Source organism: Rhizobium sp. AG855, from assembly GCF_003610655.1.
In the GTDB taxonomy this organism is placed as follows: Bacteria; Pseudomonadota; Alphaproteobacteria; order Rhizobiales; family Rhizobiaceae; genus Allorhizobium; species Allorhizobium wuzhouense.
The window spans coordinates 1,515,615-1,534,198 of record NZ_RAQG01000003.1 but is presented as its reverse complement, the minus strand read 5'-3'; the positions used below and the strand labels follow the sequence as shown (position 1 = coordinate 1,534,198).

Annotated in this window: 21 protein-coding genes and 1 tRNA gene; 11 read left to right on the top strand and 11 right to left on the bottom strand. The window is 62.4% G+C overall.

The window, feature by feature from the left end; translation table 11 throughout:
* Positions 1 to 38: 38 nt before the first annotated feature.
* From DFO46_RS07435 to DFO46_RS07420, 4 genes are all read right to left on the bottom strand, one after another.
* Positions 39 to 1,064, bottom strand: a complete 1,026-nt coding sequence (locus DFO46_RS07435; RefSeq protein ID WP_120276864.1) for a DNA polymerase III subunit delta' — start codon at positions 1,062 to 1,064, stop codon at positions 39 to 41.
* Complete coding sequence (gene tmk / locus DFO46_RS07430; RefSeq protein ID WP_110790466.1) at positions 1,061 to 1,750, bottom strand: dTMP kinase; 690 nt, start codon at positions 1,748 to 1,750, stop codon at positions 1,061 to 1,063. Before tmk ends, DFO46_RS07435 begins: the two co-directional genes overlap by 4 nt.
* A gap of 126 nt (positions 1,751 to 1,876) precedes the next feature.
* Positions 1,877 to 3,049, bottom strand: a complete 1,173-nt coding sequence (locus DFO46_RS07425) for a D-alanyl-D-alanine carboxypeptidase family protein (RefSeq protein WP_120276863.1) — start codon at positions 3,047 to 3,049, stop codon at positions 1,877 to 1,879.
* Positions 3,050 to 3,101: 52 nt separating this feature from the next.
* On the bottom strand, positions 3,102 to 4,169 hold the full coding sequence (locus DFO46_RS07420; protein ID WP_120276862.1) for a septal ring lytic transglycosylase RlpA family protein: 1,068 nt from the start codon (positions 4,167 to 4,169) through the stop codon (positions 3,102 to 3,104).
* Between the two features lie 271 nt (positions 4,170 to 4,440).
* Between DFO46_RS07420 and DFO46_RS07415 the strand changes: the two genes are divergently transcribed.
* Positions 4,441 to 4,530 (top strand) — tRNA-Ser (locus tag DFO46_RS07415).
* 76 nt (positions 4,531 to 4,606) lie between these two features.
* Here DFO46_RS07415 and DFO46_RS07410 read toward each other — a convergent pair.
* Positions 4,607 to 5,107 carry a MerR family transcriptional regulator gene (locus tag DFO46_RS07410; protein ID WP_245422528.1) on the bottom strand — a complete coding sequence of 167 codons (501 nt, stop codon included), beginning with the start codon at positions 5,105 to 5,107 and terminating at the stop codon, positions 4,607 to 4,609.
* On the opposite strand from DFO46_RS07410, the gene DFO46_RS07405 reads away from it, so the two are divergent.
* The 3 genes from DFO46_RS07405 to DFO46_RS24245 all read left to right on the top strand — a co-directional run bounded on the left by DFO46_RS07405 (position 5,106) and on the right by DFO46_RS24245 (position 6,678).
* Positions 5,106 to 6,140 carry an SDR family oxidoreductase gene (locus DFO46_RS07405; protein ID WP_120276860.1) on the top strand — a complete coding sequence of 345 codons (1,035 nt, stop codon included), beginning with the start codon at positions 5,106 to 5,108 and terminating at the stop codon, positions 6,138 to 6,140. The two genes, DFO46_RS07410 and DFO46_RS07405, sit on opposite strands and share 2 nt — an antisense overlap.
* A 53-nt stretch (positions 6,141 to 6,193) precedes the next feature.
* Positions 6,194 to 6,424: a hypothetical protein gene (locus DFO46_RS23755; RefSeq protein WP_147412747.1), complete on the top strand. Its 231-nt coding sequence runs from the start codon at positions 6,194 to 6,196 to the stop codon at positions 6,422 to 6,424.
* A 128-nt stretch (positions 6,425 to 6,552) separates the two neighbouring features.
* The gene (locus tag DFO46_RS24245; protein WP_280953037.1) at positions 6,553 to 6,678 is read left to right on the top strand and encodes a hypothetical protein; all 126 of its coding nucleotides are present in this window, start codon (positions 6,553 to 6,555) and stop codon (positions 6,676 to 6,678) included.
* 16 nt (positions 6,679 to 6,694) lie between these two features.
* Here DFO46_RS24245 and DFO46_RS07400 read toward each other — a convergent pair whose 3' ends face one another.
* Positions 6,695 to 8,149: a cobyric acid synthase gene (locus tag DFO46_RS07400; RefSeq protein WP_120276859.1), complete on the bottom strand. Its 1,455-nt coding sequence runs from the start codon at positions 8,147 to 8,149 to the stop codon at positions 6,695 to 6,697.
* A 244-nt stretch (positions 8,150 to 8,393) separates the two neighbouring features.
* On the opposite strand from DFO46_RS07400, the gene DFO46_RS24240 reads away from it, so the two are divergent.
* From DFO46_RS24240 to DFO46_RS07375, 6 genes are all read left to right on the top strand, one after another.
* Positions 8,394 to 8,522: a hypothetical protein gene (locus tag DFO46_RS24240; protein WP_281039908.1), complete on the top strand. Its 129-nt coding sequence runs from the start codon at positions 8,394 to 8,396 to the stop codon at positions 8,520 to 8,522.
* 628 nt (positions 8,523 to 9,150) lie between these two features.
* Positions 9,151 to 10,149: an ABC transporter substrate-binding protein gene (locus DFO46_RS07395; protein WP_110790473.1), complete on the top strand. Its 999-nt coding sequence runs from the start codon at positions 9,151 to 9,153 to the stop codon at positions 10,147 to 10,149.
* Between the two features lie 237 nt (positions 10,150 to 10,386).
* Entirely contained in the window at positions 10,387 to 11,301 is a 915-nt protein-coding gene (locus tag DFO46_RS07390) for a proline/glycine betaine ABC transporter permease (RefSeq protein WP_120276858.1), read from the top strand.
* On the top strand, positions 11,294 to 12,346 hold the full coding sequence (locus tag DFO46_RS07385) for a glycine betaine/L-proline ABC transporter ATP-binding protein (protein WP_110790475.1): 1,053 nt from the start codon (positions 11,294 to 11,296) through the stop codon (positions 12,344 to 12,346). The genes DFO46_RS07390 and DFO46_RS07385 overlap by 8 nt, the downstream gene beginning before the upstream one ends.
* Positions 12,347 to 12,481: 135 nt before the next feature.
* Positions 12,482 to 13,498 carry a betaine--homocysteine S-methyltransferase gene (bmt, locus tag DFO46_RS07380; RefSeq protein ID WP_120276857.1) on the top strand — a complete coding sequence of 339 codons (1,017 nt, stop codon included), beginning with the start codon at positions 12,482 to 12,484 and terminating at the stop codon, positions 13,496 to 13,498.
* Between the two features lie 163 nt (positions 13,499 to 13,661).
* Positions 13,662 to 14,000 (top strand): hypothetical protein, encoded by a 339-nt coding sequence (locus DFO46_RS07375; RefSeq protein WP_120276856.1) that lies wholly within the window; start codon positions 13,662 to 13,664, stop codon positions 13,998 to 14,000.
* Positions 14,001 to 14,003: 3 nt separating this feature from the next.
* Here the strand turns inward: DFO46_RS07375 and DFO46_RS07370 are convergent, their stop codons facing one another.
* From DFO46_RS07370 to DFO46_RS07360, 3 genes are all read right to left on the bottom strand, one after another.
* Positions 14,004 to 14,771, bottom strand: a complete 768-nt coding sequence (locus DFO46_RS07370; RefSeq protein ID WP_245422527.1) for a phosphodiester glycosidase family protein — start codon at positions 14,769 to 14,771, stop codon at positions 14,004 to 14,006.
* Positions 14,772 to 14,837: 66 nt separating this feature from the next.
* Complete coding sequence (locus DFO46_RS07365; RefSeq protein ID WP_120276854.1) at positions 14,838 to 15,554, bottom strand: ferredoxin; 717 nt, start codon at positions 15,552 to 15,554, stop codon at positions 14,838 to 14,840.
* A gap of 98 nt (positions 15,555 to 15,652) precedes the next feature.
* Entirely contained in the window at positions 15,653 to 17,218 is a 1,566-nt protein-coding gene (locus DFO46_RS07360) for a trimethylamine methyltransferase family protein (RefSeq protein ID WP_110790480.1), read from the bottom strand.
* A 270-nt stretch (positions 17,219 to 17,488) separates the two neighbouring features.
* Here DFO46_RS07360 and DFO46_RS07355 point away from each other — a divergent pair, with 270 nt between their 5' ends.
* On the top strand, positions 17,489 to 18,190 hold the full coding sequence (locus tag DFO46_RS07355; protein WP_110790481.1) for a B12-binding domain-containing protein: 702 nt from the start codon (positions 17,489 to 17,491) through the stop codon (positions 18,188 to 18,190).
* Between the two features lie 31 nt (positions 18,191 to 18,221).
* On the opposite strand, the gene DFO46_RS24235 is transcribed toward DFO46_RS07355, so the two are convergent.
* Positions 18,222 to 18,356: a hypothetical protein gene (locus DFO46_RS24235; RefSeq protein WP_280953039.1), complete on the bottom strand. Its 135-nt coding sequence runs from the start codon at positions 18,354 to 18,356 to the stop codon at positions 18,222 to 18,224.
* Positions 18,357 to 18,409: 53 nt separating this feature from the next.
* Positions 18,410 to 18,571 carry an entericidin gene (locus DFO46_RS07350; protein ID WP_110790482.1) on the bottom strand — a complete coding sequence of 54 codons (162 nt, stop codon included), beginning with the start codon at positions 18,569 to 18,571 and terminating at the stop codon, positions 18,410 to 18,412.
* Positions 18,572 to 18,584: the final 13 nt, after the last annotated feature.

Genomic DNA, 18,584 nt, shown 5'->3' with positions numbered 1-18,584 from the left:
GCAGTTGGCACAGCGCCCGCTGCCGTTGCACAGCCCCGTCAGGGCGCCACGGCCGAAAGCACGTCTAGGATCGTCTGCTTGCGGTCGAGATTGTACGCGCCGGCCACGGTCAGCTGCTCGCCGATGGTGGACGTCAGTCGCGCATAATGCTCGGCGGCCGACAGGTTCCCCGCATGGGCAAACTGCCGCGCCGTCTCGGCCAGATGATCCCCCAGATGCTCGATGAAAAAGCCGAAGGCGACATCGCTGTCCTTGCCCGAGAGCGCATCGGCGATCTTGAACATCATTCGCCGCTGCGAAGGACCTGAAGCGGCCAGCATCTGTTCGAAAGCCTCGAGAATGTCGGCGCCGCCGTAGTTCACCAGTTTCAGCGCCCGCGCCACGCTGCCCTTGGCCAACGAAAGCACCGCCTCGCGCTTTTCCGCCGGGATCGCCAAACCCAGTTGGCCGAGCGCCTGATCCATCGCGTTGGGATTGAGTTCATGCAGCCGAAGCGGCAGGCAGCGCGACCGGATGGTCGGCAGGAGTTTGCCCGGCGCATGGGAGAGCACGAGGAACATCGCCCGCTTCGGCGGCTCTTCAAGGATCTTCAGGATGGCATTCGCCGCATTGCGGTTCAGGTCATCGGCCGGATCGATGATGACAATCCGCCAATTGCCCGTGCCGGAGGTCTGGCTGAAGAAATGCCCGGCCTTGCGCACCTCGTCGACGGTGATCGCCTGCTTCACGCGGCCCGTCTTGTCGTCCACCGGTCGCGACAGATGCAAGAGATTGTGGCTGGCACCCGACGCAATCTGCCGGCTGATCGGATGCTCCGGATCCGGGTCTTCGATCACGTCGGGCGCCAATAGCGGATCGGGGTAACGCAGGATGTGATTGGCAAAGCGGAAGGCAAGCGTCGCCTTGCCGATCCCCTCCGGCCCTTCGATCAGCACCGCATGGTGACCCTTGCCGGATTGATAGCTGCGCGCCAGAAACTCTTCCGCCTCCGCATGGCCGAAAATCCGCGTGTTGAGCGCGGGTGCGATCGCGCCGTCGAGCAGCCCTGCCCTCTCCTCGCTCATCGGTGCGCCGCCTGCTCGGCAAGCTGTCCCCGGCGCTGCGCCAGCACCAGCGTTACATCCGCGAGAATGTCGCGGGCAATGCGGTCCATATCGAGGCTGGCATCGATCACCCGGCAGCGCAAAGGCTCGCGCGCCGCAATGTCGAGAAAGCCCTGGCGGCGCTTCTCATGCACTTCCGTCCGCTCCTTTTCGAACCGGTCCGGCTGTGCCGCCGAAGCTGTCGCCCCCGCCCGACGCCTGGCGCGATCAAGCCCCATTTCAGCCGGCAGATCGAGGATCAATGTCAGATCCGGCATGGTTCCCGCAACAGAGACGCGCTCCAGCGCCGCCATCAGCTTCGGCTCCAGATTCCCGGTCACACCCTGATAGACGCGCGAGGAATCGACGAATCGGTCGCAGAGCACGATCTGCCCCCGCGCAAGCGCCGGCCGGACGAAACAGGCGAGATGATCGGCCCGCGCCGCCGCAAACAGGAGCGCCTCCATCCGGATGCCGAAGGGTTCCGCCGCGCCGGACAGAAGCACATGCCGGAGCGCTTCTGCCCCCGGAGAGCCACCCGGCTCGCGCGTGACCACCACATCATGGCCGCGCTCGCGCAAGGCTTCGGCCAGCAGGCGGATCTGGGTCGACTTGCCGGCCCCCTCGCCTCCTTCGAAACTCACGAACAATCCGGGACCGGTCGCCAATGCCTTGCCTTCTTTCCGCGCCGCGCGAGCGCGTATCGCAATCTGCCCGAGGGCACTCCCAGTGGCTCTACCGCAAGATTGCGTCAAACGAAACCGTCGAGCCCATTTCGGGTCGCCTTTTTGCGCTCAGAGCCAGAAGAACAGCAGTTCGATCAGTGCATCGACCGCCCTTTGGCGCAGCGTCCCGACGTCCACAGATGCGGCACTTTGCAGCGGCACCGACAACAGCGGACGGTCGCCCGACAACAGGTTCAGCTGCGCGATCTCGGCGCCGGCCGAAACCGGCGGGCGAAGCGGCCAGCGATAGACGATGCGCGCCTGCAGCCGCTCGGGATTGTTGACCGGCACATAGACCTCGACGGGAGTTTTCGCCACAAGCGACACGCTCGACTGCGCCCCGCCATAGACGCTCGCCTGGCCGATCACCTCCCCCTGTTTGAACAGCTGTCGCATCTCGAAACCGTCAAAGCCCCAGTTGATCAGCCGCGTCGCCTCTTCCGTCCGTTCCTTGTCGGTCGCAAGCCCGCCGAGACCGAGAAACAGTCGCCGCCCGTTGCGCTCGACGGAGGCGACGATGGCAAAACCGCTGCCATCGGCAAATCCCGTCCCAAGCCCGTCCGCCCCGATGCTGAGCAGCGGATTGCGGTTGCGCTGCAGGATCTTGTTCCACTCGAATTCCGGCAGGGAAAATGTCTTGTAGAGTTCCGGATAGGCGCTCTGCAAATGCTGGGCGAGCTTGACGAGATCAACCAGCGTCGAGCGATTGTCGGGATGCGGCAAGCCGGTGGCATTGCCGAAATGGCTGTCCTTCAGGCCCAGTTCGGCGGCGCGTGCGTTCATCCGCTCAACGAATTTCGCCTCCGAACCCGCCATGCCCTCGGCCACGATCAGGCAGCCGTCATTGGCCGTCTGCACCGCGATCCCCTTGACGAGATCCGCGACGGGCACCTGGCTTTTCAGCGCCGCAAACATTGTCGATGTCCGCGAGGGCGCCCCGCCCGTCCGCCAGGCAAATTCGGAAACCGGATAGGTCGTGTCGGGCCGGACCTCGCCCGCGTTCAGCGCCCGGAAGACGATCTCCAGCGTCATCAGCTTGGCAAGCGACGCTGGCGCAAAGCTCTGCCGCTCGTTCTTCGCCAGAAGCACCGTGCCGGTCGAGGCCTCGATCAGATAGGCCTGCCCCGCCTTGGTCTCCATGCCCGCGGGCTTCGGGGCGTCCTGGGCCTGTGCCGGCAGCCAGAGTTCCGCCACGACGCAGAGCGCAACCAACAGGGCGGTAAAGAGGGAGCGAAGACGCATGATCACATTTCGGCTAGGGAACGACGGGTCAGCTCACCCCCGGCCGCCGCAGTCAGAGCCCCTTGGAGAGGGTGATCCCGCCTTTGGCAACCGAAGAGAGAATCGAGCTCTCGGTGAGGTCGCCATTGCGCACGAGAATGGCGTCGAAGGCAAGCGCGCCCGGCGCCGTCTGGACTTCGGCATAAGCCGCCGCATAGCCGGAGCCATCATAGCCGGGGACGTGATGTGGCCGCTGTCCGGGGAGCGGACCAATCTCCGGAAGGGCGGCAAACATCTCTGATCCCGCCTGTGCCATGCCCTGCGATGCGGCCGACTGGGTCATCAGCAGCTGTGCATCGAGCGTATGCGGTGCCGTCCCGCCGCTCGGCGTCGAGCCTGACAACGCCGTCTGGTAGACCGGCTCCGGCTGCGGCCGGTATTGCGGCACGGCAGCATCGTTGGAAGCGACCATCACACCCGACGCAATCTCGCCCTGCGGCTCGACCACCGGTCCGCGTTCGCCCTTTTTCACATAGGAGGCCATCAGATAGGGCATGTCGTGCCCATCCATGCGCGCGGGCCCGATATATTGCACCCGAACCTTGCCGGTGCCGCTATGCGCCATATCCAGCATGTCCGCCGTCTTGTTCGAAAGATCGATCAGCCGCCCCTGGTGGAACGGACCGCGATCGTTGATCCGCACGATGACCGAACTGCCATTGGTGAGATTGGTCACGCGCGCATAGCTCGGAAGCGGCAGCGTCGGATGGGCGGCCGACAGATAGTCCTTGTCGTAAAGCTCGCCATTGGCCGTCAGCCGGCCATGAAAGGCGTCGCCATACCAGGACGCGATCCCGACGGCATTGTAGCGCGGATTTTCCTTGGGCACGAAGGTCTCGCCCTTCACGACATAGGGCTTGCCGACCATGTAGCGCCCGCCGCCCTTGGGCACCGGACCGCCAGCGACCAGTCGCGGGCTCGCCTTCACGCCATAGACGGATTCGGCGAAATACTCCTTCGAACGCTTGGGCTTGTCTGCGGTCTCCTTGGTGGTCGAACAGGAGGCGGTAAAGGCACACATCAGCGCCACGCCCAGCCATTTTCCACCCATGGCCAACCGGCCGCCTGTGTTCGAATGCATGTGTCCCACTTCTGATCAGACGGGCCGGACGACATCCCCTGTCATCCCGGGAAAAGTCCCCACCCGTACGCCTGCGCCAGGCAGAAGGCTGTGGAAAAGTGGCCAAAATGGGAAATGTGGCGGTCCGGCAGGAAGCCAAGTGTTTTCATGGTTAGCGCACGGTTAACGCAAGGGCCGCCCTCGCCGCAGCCATCCGACCGATGACGCCTGCGAAGACCCGAATAACAGCCCTTGCCAAATCCGAAGCCTTTGCGCATAACGCCGTCCACGGGGAAGAGTGTCCGAGTGGTTTAAGGAACCGGTCTTGAAAACCGGCGTGCGGGAGACCGTACCGTGGGTTCGAATCCCACCTCTTCCGCCAGACCCCTGTTGTCCACGCCCAAAAATATCTCGGTTCAAGAGCACTTGGCACGCGAGCCTTTGCCGGCATCCAGACATTATTTCGGCGTCACCGTGATGTCGGTCAAACACAATTCGACACCCGCAAAACGCGGTTCGTCTCCGGGTTTGCCGCGCTCCATCCAGCCACGTTTGGCACGAAGATAGTCGAGAAGACTTGTGAGATCGGCCGCCTTCTCCTCAAGCTTGGCCACCTGGGCGTCGATGATCTCCAGCTCCCGTTCCGGTGAAAGTCCGCCTTTCACGAGTTCTTGCGCAATTTCCGCAATTTCTTTCAATGACATTCCAAGAGCTTGCGCGAACCTGATCATCAGCGCCGTCGAAACATCCCGCTCGGAAAAGAGCTGGTAGGGATTACGTCCACCAAGGTTTCCTGTTTCCGGCGCAAGCAGGCCTTTTCGCACATAGAAACGGACGGTGTCCTGGCTAAGCCCGGTGCGCCTGGAGAATTCTCCGATCTGCATGTGATTCACCCTTGACCATGGACTATGCTCCAGCCTTATAGAACTGGCTCCCTCATGTGTGGAGTAGTTTTTCATGGCAGATGATTTCAACACAAGGCCGGCGCCACTCGCTTTCGTGACAGGGGCGACCGGGCTCCTTGGAAACAATCTGGTGCGCGAACTGATCGCTGCAGGCTGGCGGGTCCGCGCTCTGGCCCGTTCTCTCGACAAGGCGCGCCACCAGTTCGAAAACCTGGACGTGGAAACCGTGCATGGAGATATGGCCGACGTGCAGGGGTTTGCAAAAGCTCTTTCAGGCGTCGACACGGTTTTTCACACTGCTGCCTATTTCCGCGATTCCTATAAAGGCGGTCGGCATTGGGATGCGCTCTATGCCGCCAATGTCACGGGCACGGAGCATCTGCTCCATGCCGCCTACCGAGAAGGTGTGCGTCGCTTCGTTCACACCAGCTCGGTCGCCGTGTTGCATGGAGCACGAGGCGTGCTGATCGACGAAACCATGCTGCGCGACGAGCGCAATGCGGATGACTACTACCGCAGCAAAATCCTGGCGGATCGAGCAGTCCTGGCATTTCTCCATTCACACCCGGATTTCTGGGCGTCGCTGGTGCTTCCAGGGTGGATGCACGGCCCGGGTGATGTCGGCCCGACCGCCGCAGGCCAAACCGTCATTGATGTGGCCCTGCAGCGCCTACCCGGAGTGCCGCCCGGTTCGTTCTCTGTGGTCGATGCCCGTGACGTTGCGAGAGCCATGCTGCTCGCCAACGAAAAAGGGCGACGCGGCGAACGCTATCTGGCGGCTGGTCGCCACATGACGATGAGCGAACTGCTGCCGTTGATCGCACGTAAAACCGGCGCTCGTGCGCCGGTCCGATCCATTCCGCTCTGGCTCATGCGTGTGCTTGCGGCCGGATACGAGGTCTACGCCCGGCTGACGGGACGTCCGGTATTGATGAGTTGGGCAATGGCGCGGACAGTCGCTCGAGAAAACGAACGCTCGCGCTACGATCCCGGCAAGAGCGAACGCGAGCTTGGCTTGCGCTTCCGTCCCGTCGAAGAGACCCTTGGGGACGAGGTCGCCTGGTTCCGCGCCAAAGGGATCATTTGACCGGATCCAGAATCGATGACTGCACCTCCCCAAGCGTCTTCCGAACCCTTCGGATGCAAAAGCAAAATCGCCCGATCCATAAAATGCGAGCAATCGACTTAGCGGCGCTCCAACCGATGCGCGCTTATAACTGGGACCCGAAAGAGAGAATGGGGTCAAAGATGCGCGTGATGGTCCTGGTGATGATTGCCGCGGTGTTCAGTATTCTGGCGATTAAGCTCGTCGACAATTCGCTCGGCGGCGGCCGTCTGATGGCATCGCCCCGTGAGATTGCACTCGGCTGATCCCAAGCCCAAATGTTGCAGTGCTGCAACAGTCCTGCGATTACAATGGCCGCAACGCCCTCTGACACGCCGACCCGGAACTGCTTTCGCCGCAATTGCGTTGTCGAAACAAAGCAGGAGCAAAAACAATGAAAATAATCTTCGTCCTGCTGGTCGCTTCGGTGCTCAGCATTCTCGCGTTCAAATATGCCAACAATTCCATGGGCGGCGGCGAGCTGATGGCCTCTCCGATGGATGCGGCACAGGCATCGTGATCTGCGAGGCGCTTGATCAGCCGAGCAAGGCCGCAAGCCAGCAGCTGGAGAGATGCGTCTCGAGCTCGGCTGCCACATCATCGAGTGCTGAATCGACCACTGCACGATAGTCGCCCCCGCCGCCTGAGATTCCGAAGCTCTGAAGCAGTCCCCGGCGATAGGCGTCGCTGGAAAACAAGCCGTGCAGATAGGTGCCCTTGATCCGCCCGTCCGGGGAGCCCGCCCCGTCCGCGCGCCCGTCGATCACAACCGGCGCCCGTGCCCGGTCAGGCCCGTCCGTCACGCCGAGATGGATCTCGTAGCCGGAAAGCGGGACGTCGTAATCGAGGCAATGCGCCCGGCTGTTGCGCACCGTCTTTTCCGCCGCCATCACCGTATCGACCTCGAGCAGGCCAAGCCCCGCGACGGTCACGGGGGCACCTTCGAGCCCGAGCGGATCGGACACCGTGCGCCCGAGCATCTGATAACCGCCGCAAATCCCGATGACCCGCCCGCCGCGTTTGACATGGCGGCCAAGATCGCGGTCCCAGCCATTGTCCCTGAATTCCGCCAGATCGCCGATGGTCGACTTCGAGCCGGGCAGAATGACGAGCCCGGCGTCAAGGGGCAGACGCTCGCCGCCGCGCACGAAGACGAGATCGACCTCCGGCTCCAGCCTGAGCGGATCGAGATCGTCGAAATTGGCAATGCGCGACAAAACCGGCACCGCGATCTTGAGCGCCCCGCCCTTCCCCTGCACCAAACGCTCCAGCACGACCGAATCCTCCGCCGGCAGCCGGCTCGCGGCTTTCAGCCACGGCACCACCCCGAAACAGGGCCAGCCGGTAAAACCCTCGATCGCCGAAAGGCCGTCGTCGAACAGCGTCACGTCGCCGCGAAACTTGTTGATGATATAACCGGTGATCTGCTGCCGGTCTTCTTTCGGCAGGATCGTATGGGTGCCCACCAGCGAGGCGATCACCCCGCCCCGGTCGATATCGCCGACGAGAACGACGGGCACCTCAGCCCGTGTCGCAAAACCCATATTGGCAATGTCGCCGGCTCTGAGATTGATCTCCGCCGGCGACCCCGCCCCCTCGACGATCACCAGATCCCGGCCTTCCGACACCTGGCGAAAGCTGTCGAGCACGGCGGCCATGAGCTGCGGCTTCAGGCGCTGGTAATCCCGCCCCTTCGCCTGGCCGAACACCTTGCCCTGCACGATGATCTGGCTGCCGGTCTCCGTCTGTGGCTTCAGCAGCACCGGGTTCATGTGCACGCTGGTCGGAATGCGCGCGGCCAGTGCCTGCAGCCACTGCGCCCGGCCGATTTCCCCGCCATCGTCGGAGACGGCCGCATTGTTCGACATGTTCTGCGGCTTGAACGGCGCGACGTTCAACCCGCGGTTGGAGGCCAGTCGGCACAGCCCGGCGACCAATATCGTCTTTCCGACATCCGAACCCGTTCCCTGCAGCATTATCGCTTTCGTCATGCCATCCTGTCCCGTCTGCGCCGCGTGCCGTTTGCCTTGGTTTGGCTGCTTTTGCCGTGGTTTTGCCACGAAGGAGGCCGCAGAAGCGACACTGCGACAGCCTGTCGCGCAGGTCCTTATCTCAATCGTCGATTTGCGACAAACGATGACGGTTTGTGCTCTGGCGCAATCGCGACGGAAGGATTATCTGCGACATCAAGACCGGCGCTCCGGAAGAGAGCGCGGCACCCTTGAGGAAACACCCATGCTCTACATCCTTCACAATCGCAATAGCCTCGCCATCGCCTGGAACGGCCGCGCTCCGTCGAGCGCACCCGTCGCCCGCTGGGAAGTGCGTGATCCGCGCAAGCCGCTGGTTCTGAAGAAGGGTTGAGATCCGGTTCGGGCAAGCCTTGGGCTGCCCGGTCGCCTTAGCGACCGTCCGGAAAAACAAACGCCCCGGGACGCAGTACAGGATCCGGGGCGCAGCCAGCGAAATACGCCGCCGGCACCTCCATCTACCGTTACAGGCGTTACCGGATGGTTATCGCCGCACCTGTCTCCAACTTTTTTTGAATTTTTTTCCGTGTGCCGCCTCGCGGCACCATCATCGCGATTGCCGCAGTTGGGACAATGGACGTCTCATCTGGGAGCGCGGCTGGCTGGCAACTCCGCTCCGCCGTTCCCACCTGCCTCCCCCTTGTGCGTTCCATCCCTTGCAACATGCTAAAATGCGGCAAATTAAGTCGCTGCAATGGTTTGCCATGTTCGCATACGCACTGGCGCCCCGTGGCGGGTGGTTGATTTCTGAAATCAAAGACGTAGGCTGTGGGCGCGATACGTGGTCGGCCGGGTGCAGACGCTCCTACGACAAGATCCGATCGCCGGGGGTGCAGCGGCCGGCCAGACGCGATCGGACCGGGGCATTCCGCACTGGAAAACCATTGGCGGAGCGGTCAGCAGTAGCCGTCGCCGCCCGTTCCGATGAACGCTGCTAGATAAGACTGGGAGGTCTTAACTCCATGAAGAAGCTCCTCGCTTCCACGCTTTTCGCCGCTGGCCTTTACGCAGTTGCCGGGTCCGCCCAGGCTGCCGAATGCGGTGATGTCTCGATTGCCGAAATGAACTGGGCCTCGGCCGGCGTTGCCGCCTATGTCGACAAGATCATCCTGGAAAGCGGCTATGGCTGCACCGTGACCGTCGTCACCGGTGACACCATGCCGACCTTCGCCTCGATGAACGAAAAGGGCCAGCCGGACATCGCGCCGGAATTCTGGGTCAATGCCGTGCGCACCGCACTCGACCAGGCGATTGCCGAAGGCCGCCTCATCCAGGCCGCTCCGCTGCTGTCCGATGGTGGCGTCGAAGGCTGGTGGATTCCGAAGTTCATCGCCGATGAACACCCTGACATCAAGACGGTCGAAGATGCCCTGAAGCATCCGGAACTGTTCCCGGCCCCGGAAGATCCGTCCAAGGGCGCCGTGACCAACTGCCCGTCGGGCTGGAACTGCCAGGTCTCGACCGCCAACCTGTACCGCGCGCTCGGCGCCAAGGACAAGGGCTTCGAACTGGTCGACACCGGCTCGGCGGCCGGCCTTGACGGCTCGATCGCCAATGCCTTCGAAAACAAGAAGGGCTGGCTCGGCTACTACTGGGCTCCGACCGCCATCCTCGGCAAGTACGAAATGGTCAAGCTCTCCTTCGGCGTCGACCATGACAAGGCGTCCTGGGATGCCTGCACCGCCGTTCCGGATTGCCCGGATCCGAAAGTGAACGCCTATCCGGTCTCGGATGTCTACACCGTCGTCACCAAGGGCTTTGCCGAAAAGGCCGGCGTTGCCATGGACTATGTGAAGACCCGCAAGTGGGACAACGCGACCGTCGGCAAGGTTCTCGCCTGGATGGAAGAAAACCAGGGCACCAACGAAGACGGCGCCAAGCACTTCCTCGAAACCTATCCGGACATGTGGAGCGCCTGGGTCGCTCCGGACGTTGCCGAAAAGGTCAAGGCTGCCCTCTGACCTCAGGGTCTATCGACAGAATGCGGCGGGTGTCTCACCCGCCGCACGTTTCACGAAGCGGCGTGCCGCATTGCGCCATTCGAAAGCTCCCGACGTCGCAGACGGCATGAATTCCCAGGCGGAACTCGGCTAGCCTGTCGTCCGTGATGCGGACCGAGGCGACAGACGCAACGCCGCAAACGCCCTCGCCGCACCCCCGGGTGTCTTGAACGAGCAAGGGTCGATAAGGGGACCAAAATGGCTTCGACGTTATGCAACTACCTGCCGGAACTGCTCTGCAAGTTCCCATCCATCGACCAGACCTTGATGCGCGGCGTGCGCAAGACCGTCGATGACAGCTTCAAAAGCTTTGTGCGCGCCTATGGCAACGTCATCGATGCGCTGACAACGCCGCTTCAGCACTTCCTCAACGGGCTGGAATCACTCTTCGTCAATACACCCTGGTTCATCATCCTCGCCGTCATGGTGCTGGTGGTCTATCTCGCCAGCCGCAACATGCGCATCGTCGCCGTCACGGTCATCGGCATGCTGTTCATCGGCCTTGTCGGGCTGTGGGAAGACACGATGATCACGCTCGCGATCGTCACCGTCTCCACCCTTCTTGCCATCGTCATCGGCATCCCGATCGGCATCCTGATGGCCCGCTCCGACCGTGCGCAATCCGTGGTCAATCCGATCCTCGACGTGATGCAGACGCTGCCGAGCTTCGTCTACCTGATCCCGGTCGTGATGATCTTCGGCATCGGCAAGGTCCCGGGCGTCATCGCCGTCGTCATCTATGCCGTGCCGCCGATGATCCGCCTCACCAATCTCGGCATCCGCCTCGTCGACCGCGAGGTTCTCGAAGCCGCCGACGCCTTCGGTTCGTCACCGGGCCAGAAGCTGATGAACGTGCAGATCCCGCTGGCATTGCCCACCGTCATGGCCGGCATCAACCAGACCATCATGATGTCGCTCGCCATGGTCGTCGTCGCCTCGATGATCGGGGTCGGCGGCCTCGGCAAGAACGTGCTGCAGGCGATCTCCAACCAGTTCCTGACCATCGGCTTCCTCAACGGCTTCGCGCTTGTCGCGATTGCCATCATCTTCGACCGCACCAGCCAGGCATATGGCAAGCGCCTTCAGCGCCACACGGAGGTAGTCCATGGCTAGTCACGGCATCGAAATCAAGAACCTTTACAAGATCTTCGGCCCGAACGGCGGCGCCTATATCGACGCGGTCAAGGCCGGCATCTCGAAGTCGGAGCTGAACGAGAAGCACGGCCATGTGCTGGGCCTCAAGGATATCAACATCTCCATGCCCGCCGGTGGCATCACCGTCGTCATGGGGCTGTCAGGCTCGGGAAAGTCGACTCTGATCCGCCACATCAACCGGCTGATCGAACCGACGTCAGGCGAAGTCCTCTATGACGGCGTCGACGTCTGTCGGATGAACCAGCTGGAACTGCGCGAATTCCGCCGCCACAAGACGGCGATGGTCTTCCAGAAATTCGCACTGCTGCCCCATCGCACGGTGCTCGAAAACACCGTCTACGGCCTCGATATCCAGGGCATGCCACGCGCGAAAAGCGAGGAGATCGGCCGCCGCTGGATCGACCGTGTCGGACTTGCCGGCTTCGAGGGGCATTATCCCAACCAGCTGTCGGGTGGCATGCAGCAGCGCGTCGGGCTGGCCCGCGCTCTGTCCAACGATGCCGATATCCTCCTGATGGACGAAGCCTATTCGGCGCTTGATCCGCTGATCCGGGTCGACATGCAGACTGTGCTTCTCGACCTGCAGCAGGAATTGAAGAAAACGGTCGTCTTCATCACCCACGATCTCGACGAGGCACTCCGCCTCGGCGACAAGATCGCCATCCTGCGCGATGGTCAGGTCATCCAGCAGGGCTCCGGTCAGGACATCGTGCTGCAGCCGGCCGACGACTATATCTCGGCCTTCGTCAAGGAAGTGAACCGTGGCCGCGTCATCATGCTCGGCACCATCATGTCGCCCTCGACAGCTGCAGGCGAAGGCCTGCAATTGCCAAGCGAGATGGTCCTGGAAACTGCAGCCCGTGTGATGACGGAAGCCCGCCAGACCAGCGCCAATGTCGTCGACGAAGCCGGCAAGCCCGTCGGCCATGTCGATCTCCAGCAGATCATCGGCGCCATGGTCACGCCGAAGAGCCACGAAGACAACCAGATCGCCGCCGAATAGTCGCGGCCCGATCACGACGACAACGGCCTCGCCATCGGCGAGGCCGTTTCGCTTTCTGCCGCCGGCTGCAAAACCGCAATTGAAATCACATAAAGACTTCTTTATATGATTGAGGAAACCATCAGAGGATCCACCATGGCAACCGCGTCCAATCCGCTTTCCGAACTCCTGGCCGAAAAGGGCGTCCTGCTCGCCGATGGTGCGACCGGCACGAACCTGTTTTCCCAAGGGCTCGAGGCTGGCGAAGCGCCGGAACTGTGGAACGAGGCCGAACCGCACAAGATCGTCAAGCTGCATCAGGATTTCGTCGATGCCGGCGCCGACATCATCCTCACCAATTCATTCGGCGGCACCCGCCATCGGCTGAAGTTGCACAATGCCCAGGACCGGGTGCATGAACTCAACAAGAAGGCCGCCGAAATCGCCCGTGGCGTCGCCGACAAGGCTCCACGCAAGGTCATTGTCGCCGGCTCCGTCGGCCCGACCGGCGAGCTGCTGATCCCGCTCGGCGCCATGAGTTATGACGAGGCGGTCGCTGCCTTCGTCGAGCAGATGGAAGGCCTGAAAGCCGGCGGCGTCGATGTCGCCTGGATCGAAACCATGTCCTCGCCGGACGAGATCCGGGCCGCTGCCGAAGCCGCCGTCAAGGTCGGCCTGCCCTACACCTTCACCGGATCCTTCGACACGGCCGGCAAGACCATGATGGGCCTCGACCCGAAGAACATCCACGGCGTCGCGCCCGATATCGGCGCAGGCCCGCTTGCCGTCGGCGCCAATTGCGGCGTCGGCGCCTCCGATATTCTCGCAAGCCTTCTCGACATGACTGAAGCGGACCCCAACGCCACCGTCATCGTCAAGGGCAATTGCGGCATCCCGGAATTCCGCGGTACCGAGATCTTCTATTCCGGCACCCCGCCGCTGATGGCCGATTATGCCCGCCTCGCCCGCGATGCTGGTGCCAAAATCATCGGCGGCTGCTGCGGCACCTCCTGCGGCCACCTCGCCGCCATGCGCGCCGCCCTCGACGATTACACCCCCGGCCCGCGCCCGACGATCGAAACCATCGTCGATCGCATCGGCCCATTGCGCAACAAGACCGCGACCGAATCGAGTGCCCAGGACAGCGGCCGCCGCAACCGCCGCCGCGGTTGATGCCGATCGGAGAGACTGGCCCGAAGCCCGTTCCTCCAACGTCATTCGCCCCAAAACAGCCTCGGGCAACCTTGTCATGCTGTAGACACGCCTAATGGATGCGGCAGGCGTCGCGTCCGTCAGACATCCATGTCCAGCCTGCGCCAAACCGAGGAGTGCCTCCATGTCCGCCATCGACCGCGAAACTGTCGCCGAGAAGCTTGCAAGCCTGCAGGCGACCGACCAGGACTATGTGAAGCTTTTGCTCGAAAACCCGTCTCAGGATGCGGTCCTGCTCGAAGGCCTCTACCTCTATCTCGAACGCGCCGCCGAAGCCCGCTTCCTCAATACGCTGAAGCTCGAAAAGGCTGGTGAGTGGATCGGCCTCAACGCCCCTGCCCGCCTGCAGATCCGCCTCACCGAAACCGCCAAATCCAGCCAGCATCCGGCTTACGCGGCCTTCCGCACCGGCCTCACCCGCTCCGGCGGCCTGGAGCGCGCCTATCCCAAGGCCGCCGTCTGATCCTTACTGCGGGATCGGCATGCTGACCGAGAGGATCGGCCCCATCGGAAACAGCCGGTCATCGCGGTTCTGATCCGCGATGAAGACGCTGGAAATCGAGCCGTCGAGATAAAGCGCATTGCGGCACCCCAGCCGATCGCGAAACAAGGTGGCGAAGTCGTAGAAGCGCACCGGCACCTTCGAAATCACCATATGCACCCGGCCCTGCGCATCGACGCCCACCCCGTTGCGGATCTTCAGGCTGTCGCTGTCGGGCAGAAAACGCGGATGCAGTTGTCCATTGATGACGAGCATCGGCCCGGACTGTGTGGCGAAATCCGGCGCCATCCCGCTTTTCTGATAGGCGAGCGTCTCCATCACCTCCGCACGTCCGTCCTTCATCAGGAAAACGCCGTTGGGCAGCAGGTGAAAATTGCCCCAGCCGCCCCCGGTGATGAGTGGCTTCGTCACCCGCCCGTAATCCACGAACAGCCCGACCGGCGACCGGTCGTCGTGATACATCCCCGCATTCATGGCAAACAAAAGAACCCGCCGCTCCGCCCAGAGCTGCCGTCTGAGCGGATCGAAGCCGCCAAAGATCTGTCCATCGGGATCGGCCAGATGCAGTCGGATATCGACCTCTTTGGGATCGAACCGGCAGGCGGTATAAAGCCCAGCCTCATCCTGAATATCCGCGCAGGTCCCCTCAGCCGCGTCCGCAGGCGCAAAGCCCACAAGGCCACCCAGCAACAGGCCCGCAAGCGGGGAAAGCATTCGCAAGTGAAAGCGCACCGGTCATCCTTTGTCAGAAACCCTGCTTGATGCCGATTCCCGGCAATTGCAGGGCAGACCCTGCGGTCAGAGTGACGGCAGTTTTAAAGCCTGCATATGAAACCGCACCTGCGCATCCGGATAACGGTAAGCGCCACCGACCGGACAGGCATCCCGCGCCAGGCATCCACCACGCATGCAGCCCGCTTGCCCCTCACCACTGGCGAGATGGCCTCGGCAGCCGGTGACATCAAACCGATCAAGGCTGACGGCACCCACGGGACAGGCCGAAAGACAGGGTTTTTCCGCACAGTCGTCGCAGGGATGTGTGAAAACTGGCAGGGCATCTGCTCCATCACGACTCCAGTCGTCCCATTCGACAAACGCCAGAGCCCCGCGAAAACTGTGCCACAATCCATAAACAGGATGGATCAAAAGCCCAAGCGGCGAAGCCTTCAACCCCTCCGCCCGCATCGCCCAGGACTGGAACGGTTGGTAAGGCGCTCGCGACGGATAAAGCGCAAGCGCGCCAAGCTCGGATGCAATCGGATCAAGAACCGTCTCGGACCACCGATCGAGCGGATTTTCTCCACCCCCGTCGACCGTCGCCGCCCGCCAGGCCGAAAACACCGGCCACATGGCCTGCCCCGTCACCCCGACCAGCACAACGGCCGCCGCCCGGCGACCATCGCCAAACGCCGGTGCCGTGTCTCCGGCATCGAACCGCACCACGCCCCAGCGCATCAGCCCTTGCGCTGCGAGCAACGCATCGAGTGTCTCCGGAATGCCGAAAGGGCCGCTCATCGCGGCCCCTCGAACTTGTAGTGGGGGCGCCAGACCTCTTCTTGGATCATGTCGGCCACCCGATGACTTCCGCCTTGCTCCCTGGCAACGGGACCCTTTCAGGTGAAGGCATCCGCCATCGAGTTCTTGCGATCTGCGATATAGGCCAAGAGCGCCTCGTCAATGGCAGGATCGAGCGCCGGTGCCTCGTAACTGTCGAGCCAGGACCGGCAGAGCGCATTGGCGCGATCTTCGATCCGCTTGCGGCCTTCGATTTCCCACTGCTCGAAGGAGTTGTTGTCGGCAAGCGCCGAACGATAGAAGGCCGTCTGGAAATTGGCCTGCGTATGCGCGCAGCCGAGGTAATGTGCGCCGGGACCGACTTCCCGGATCGCGTCCATCGCCTGGCCGCTTTCCGAGAGATCGACGCCTTCCGCCATCTTCTGCATCATGCCGAGCTGATCCTGGTCGATCATGAACTTCTCGTAGCAGGCGGCAAGACCACCTTCGAGCCATCCGGCCGCATGCAGCACGAAGTTGGCGCCGGCGAGCAGCGTCATGTTGAGCGTATTCGCGCTCTCGTGCGCCGCCTGCGCATCCGGAACCTTGGAGGCACAGAGCGACCCACCGGTACGGAACGGCAGACCCATGCGCCGAGCCAGCTGTGCCGCCCCATAGGAGACCAACGCCGGCTCCGGCGTGCCGAAGGTCGGCGCACCCGACTGCATGGAGATCGAGGCGGCGAATGTGCCGAAGAGAACCGGCGCGCCCTTGCGGATGAGCTGGGTAAACGAGGCACCCGCCAGCACTTCCGCCAGGATCTGCGTGAGTGTGCCGGCAACCGTGACCGGGCTCATCGCACCCGACAGGATGAAGGGCGAAATGACGGACGCCTGGTTGTGACGCGCATAGACCTTGGAAGCGCCGAGCATGGTCTCGTCGAACACCATCGGCGAGTTGGCATTGATCAGGTTCAGCATGACGCAGTTGTTTTCGACAAACTCGTCGCCGAAGACGAGCTTCGCCATCGCAACCGAATCTTCCGCCCGTTCCGGTGCCGTCACCGAACCCATGAACGGCTTGTCGGAATATTTGATATGGCTGTAGACCATATCGAGGTGACGCTTGTTGACCGGAATATCGACCGGTTCACAGACAGTGCCGCCGGACGAATGGATCGACGGCGCCATATAGGCGAGCTTCACGAAATTGCGGAAATCCTCAAGCGTCGCATAGCGCCTGACGCCTTCGAGGTCGCGCACGAAAGGCGAGCCGTAGACCGGCGCAAACACGGTCGCATTGCCGCCGATCCGCACGCTGCGCTCCGGATTGCGGGCATGCCAGGTAAATTCCGAGGGTGCGGTTTTCAGGAGTTCGCGGCAGAGGCCCTTGGGGAAGTGCACCCGCTGGCCACGCACATCGGCGCCGGCATTCTTCCAGAGCTCCAAGGCCTCCGCATCGTCGCGGAATTCGATGCCGATTTCCTCCAGCACAATGTCGGCATTGCGCTCGATGAGCTCAAGGCCCTCCTCGTCCAGGACCTCGTAGGCCTTGATCTTGCGGGTGATGTAAGGCATGGCCGGCCCGGCACCACCGCCGCTGCGCGATGCCCTGCGGGCCGCAGCCCCCCGTCCTTCGCCGCGTTGGCGGCGGCCTGCGCCCGGTTCTGCCGTAATCTCGTCCATGTCTGTTTCCTCGCTCGAGCGCTCATCCGCGCTGCTTCTCTCCTGCATTATGCTATTCCAATCCGCTTGTGAAACCATCCTTTATGCGCCAACGGCTTGTGTCTCACAGACATCGCCGAGGAAGGCTCTTGTCTGTCCCCGTCGCTTTTCAGGGCCGCCGCGTCGCTTTCGAAAAGAGTTTTTCACGAACTTGAGGTTTAACTTTCAATCAGGCAGTCTCTTGCCCGGCGCGATCGGAATCGCGTTGAAATCCAAGCGGGAAGCACCATCATGGCCGACGACGACATCATTCTTTCCGAACTCTCCGATGAAGAGCTCGTGCAGCAGATGCATGACGACCTGTATGACGGCCTGAAGGAGGAGATCGAGGAAGCGACGAATATCCTTCTGGAGCGCGGCTGGGCGCCTTATGACATTCTGACCCAGGCGCTCGTCGAGGGCATGCGCATCGTCGGCATCGACTTCCGCGACGGCATTCTCTTCGTGCCGGAAGTTCTGCTCTCGGCCAATGCGATGAAGGCCGGCATGACGATCCTGCGCCCGCTTCTGGCGGCCACCGGCGCGCCCAAGCAGGGCAAGATGGTGATCGGCACCGTCAAGGGCGACATCCACGACATCGGCAAGAACCTCGTCGGCATGATGATGGAAGGTGCCGGATTCGATGTCATCGACCTCGGCATCAACAATCCGGTCGAAAACTATCTGGAAGCGCTGGAACGCGAAAAGCCCGACATCCTCGGCATGTCAGCGCTGCTGACGACGACGATGCCCTATATGAAGGTCGTCATCGACACGATGAAGGAAAAGGGTATCCGCGACGACTACGTCGTGCTCGTCGGAGGCGCGCCGCTCAACGAGGAATTCGGCAAGGCGGTCGGCGCCGACGCCTATTGTCGCGATGCCGCCGTCGCGGTCGAAACCGCCAAGGATTTCATCAGCCGCCGGCACAACAGCATGGGCGCTCGCGCCTGAGGCTTTACGGGAAAAGTGACGAAACCGGCCCCTAAAGGCCGGCTTCCGTGATCAGGCCTGCATGGCGAGCGGGTGCGAACGTTTCGAACGCAACCTGCCCGCCTGCAATCAGGATGGCCGCCAACATATAGATAGCACTGGCCTTGGCGATAGCGGTGAGCGTCATGCTCCCTCTCCTGTTTTAGATGCGCTCAAAGCGGGTCCCCCGCGCGATCGCGGTTAGCGGGAGGCTGCGGCGTCCACGTTGTTCGCAGCGGACTGCGTCGCGTTGACGGTATTGGCAGCATCCTGGCCGACGCCGCGGATCGTATTGCCGCAAGACGAGAGCGCGAAGACGGTGAGAACGAGGGCTGCGCCGGCTGTCAGTTTTTTCGCCATCATGTTGGTGTACCTT

Bases quoted from the DNA above. Each gene is read 5' to 3' on its own strand.
- DFO46_RS07435 (WP_120276864.1), bottom strand. From the start codon at position 1,064: ATGAGCGAGGAGAGGGCAGGGCTGCTCGACGGCGCGATCGCACCCGCG.
- DFO46_RS07395 (WP_110790473.1), top strand. From the start codon at position 9,151: ATGAAGAAGCTCCTCGCTTCCACGCTTTTCGCCGCTGGCCTTTACGCA.
- DFO46_RS07405 (WP_120276860.1), top strand. From the start codon at position 5,106: ATGGCAGATGATTTCAACACAAGGCCGGCGCCACTCGCTTTCGTGACA.
- DFO46_RS07360 (WP_110790480.1), bottom strand. From the start codon at position 17,218: ATGGACGAGATTACGGCAGAACCGGGCGCAGGCCGCCGCCAACGCGGC.
- bmt (WP_120276857.1), top strand. From the start codon at position 12,482: ATGGCAACCGCGTCCAATCCGCTTTCCGAACTCCTGGCCGAAAAGGGC.
- DFO46_RS24235 (WP_280953039.1), bottom strand. From the start codon at position 18,356: ATGACGCTCACCGCTATCGCCAAGGCCAGTGCTATCTATATGTTGGCG.
- DFO46_RS07400 (WP_120276859.1), bottom strand. From the start codon at position 8,149: ATGACGAAAGCGATAATGCTGCAGGGAACGGGTTCGGATGTCGGAAAG.
- DFO46_RS07365 (WP_120276854.1), bottom strand. From the start codon at position 15,554: ATGAGCGGCCCTTTCGGCATTCCGGAGACACTCGATGCGTTGCTCGCA.
- DFO46_RS07385 (WP_110790475.1), top strand. From the start codon at position 11,294: ATGGCTAGTCACGGCATCGAAATCAAGAACCTTTACAAGATCTTCGGC.
- DFO46_RS24245 (WP_280953037.1), top strand. From the start codon at position 6,553: ATGAAAATAATCTTCGTCCTGCTGGTCGCTTCGGTGCTCAGCATTCTC.
- DFO46_RS24240 (WP_281039908.1), top strand. From the start codon at position 8,394: ATGCTCTACATCCTTCACAATCGCAATAGCCTCGCCATCGCCTGGAAC.
- DFO46_RS07355 (WP_110790481.1), top strand. From the start codon at position 17,489: ATGGCCGACGACGACATCATTCTTTCCGAACTCTCCGATGAAGAGCTC.
- DFO46_RS07410 (WP_245422528.1), bottom strand. From the start codon at position 5,107: ATGAAAAACTACTCCACACATGAGGGAGCCAGTTCTATAAGGCTGGAG.
- DFO46_RS07425 (WP_120276863.1), bottom strand. From the start codon at position 3,049: ATGCGTCTTCGCTCCCTCTTTACCGCCCTGTTGGTTGCGCTCTGCGTC.
- DFO46_RS07390 (WP_120276858.1), top strand. From the start codon at position 10,387: ATGGCTTCGACGTTATGCAACTACCTGCCGGAACTGCTCTGCAAGTTC.
- DFO46_RS07350 (WP_110790482.1), bottom strand. From the start codon at position 18,571: ATGATGGCGAAAAAACTGACAGCCGGCGCAGCCCTCGTTCTCACCGTC.
- DFO46_RS07420 (WP_120276862.1), bottom strand. From the start codon at position 4,169: ATGCATTCGAACACAGGCGGCCGGTTGGCCATGGGTGGAAAATGGCTG.
- DFO46_RS23755 (WP_147412747.1), top strand. From the start codon at position 6,194: ATGCAAAAGCAAAATCGCCCGATCCATAAAATGCGAGCAATCGACTTA.
- DFO46_RS07375 (WP_120276856.1), top strand. From the start codon at position 13,662: ATGTCCGCCATCGACCGCGAAACTGTCGCCGAGAAGCTTGCAAGCCTG.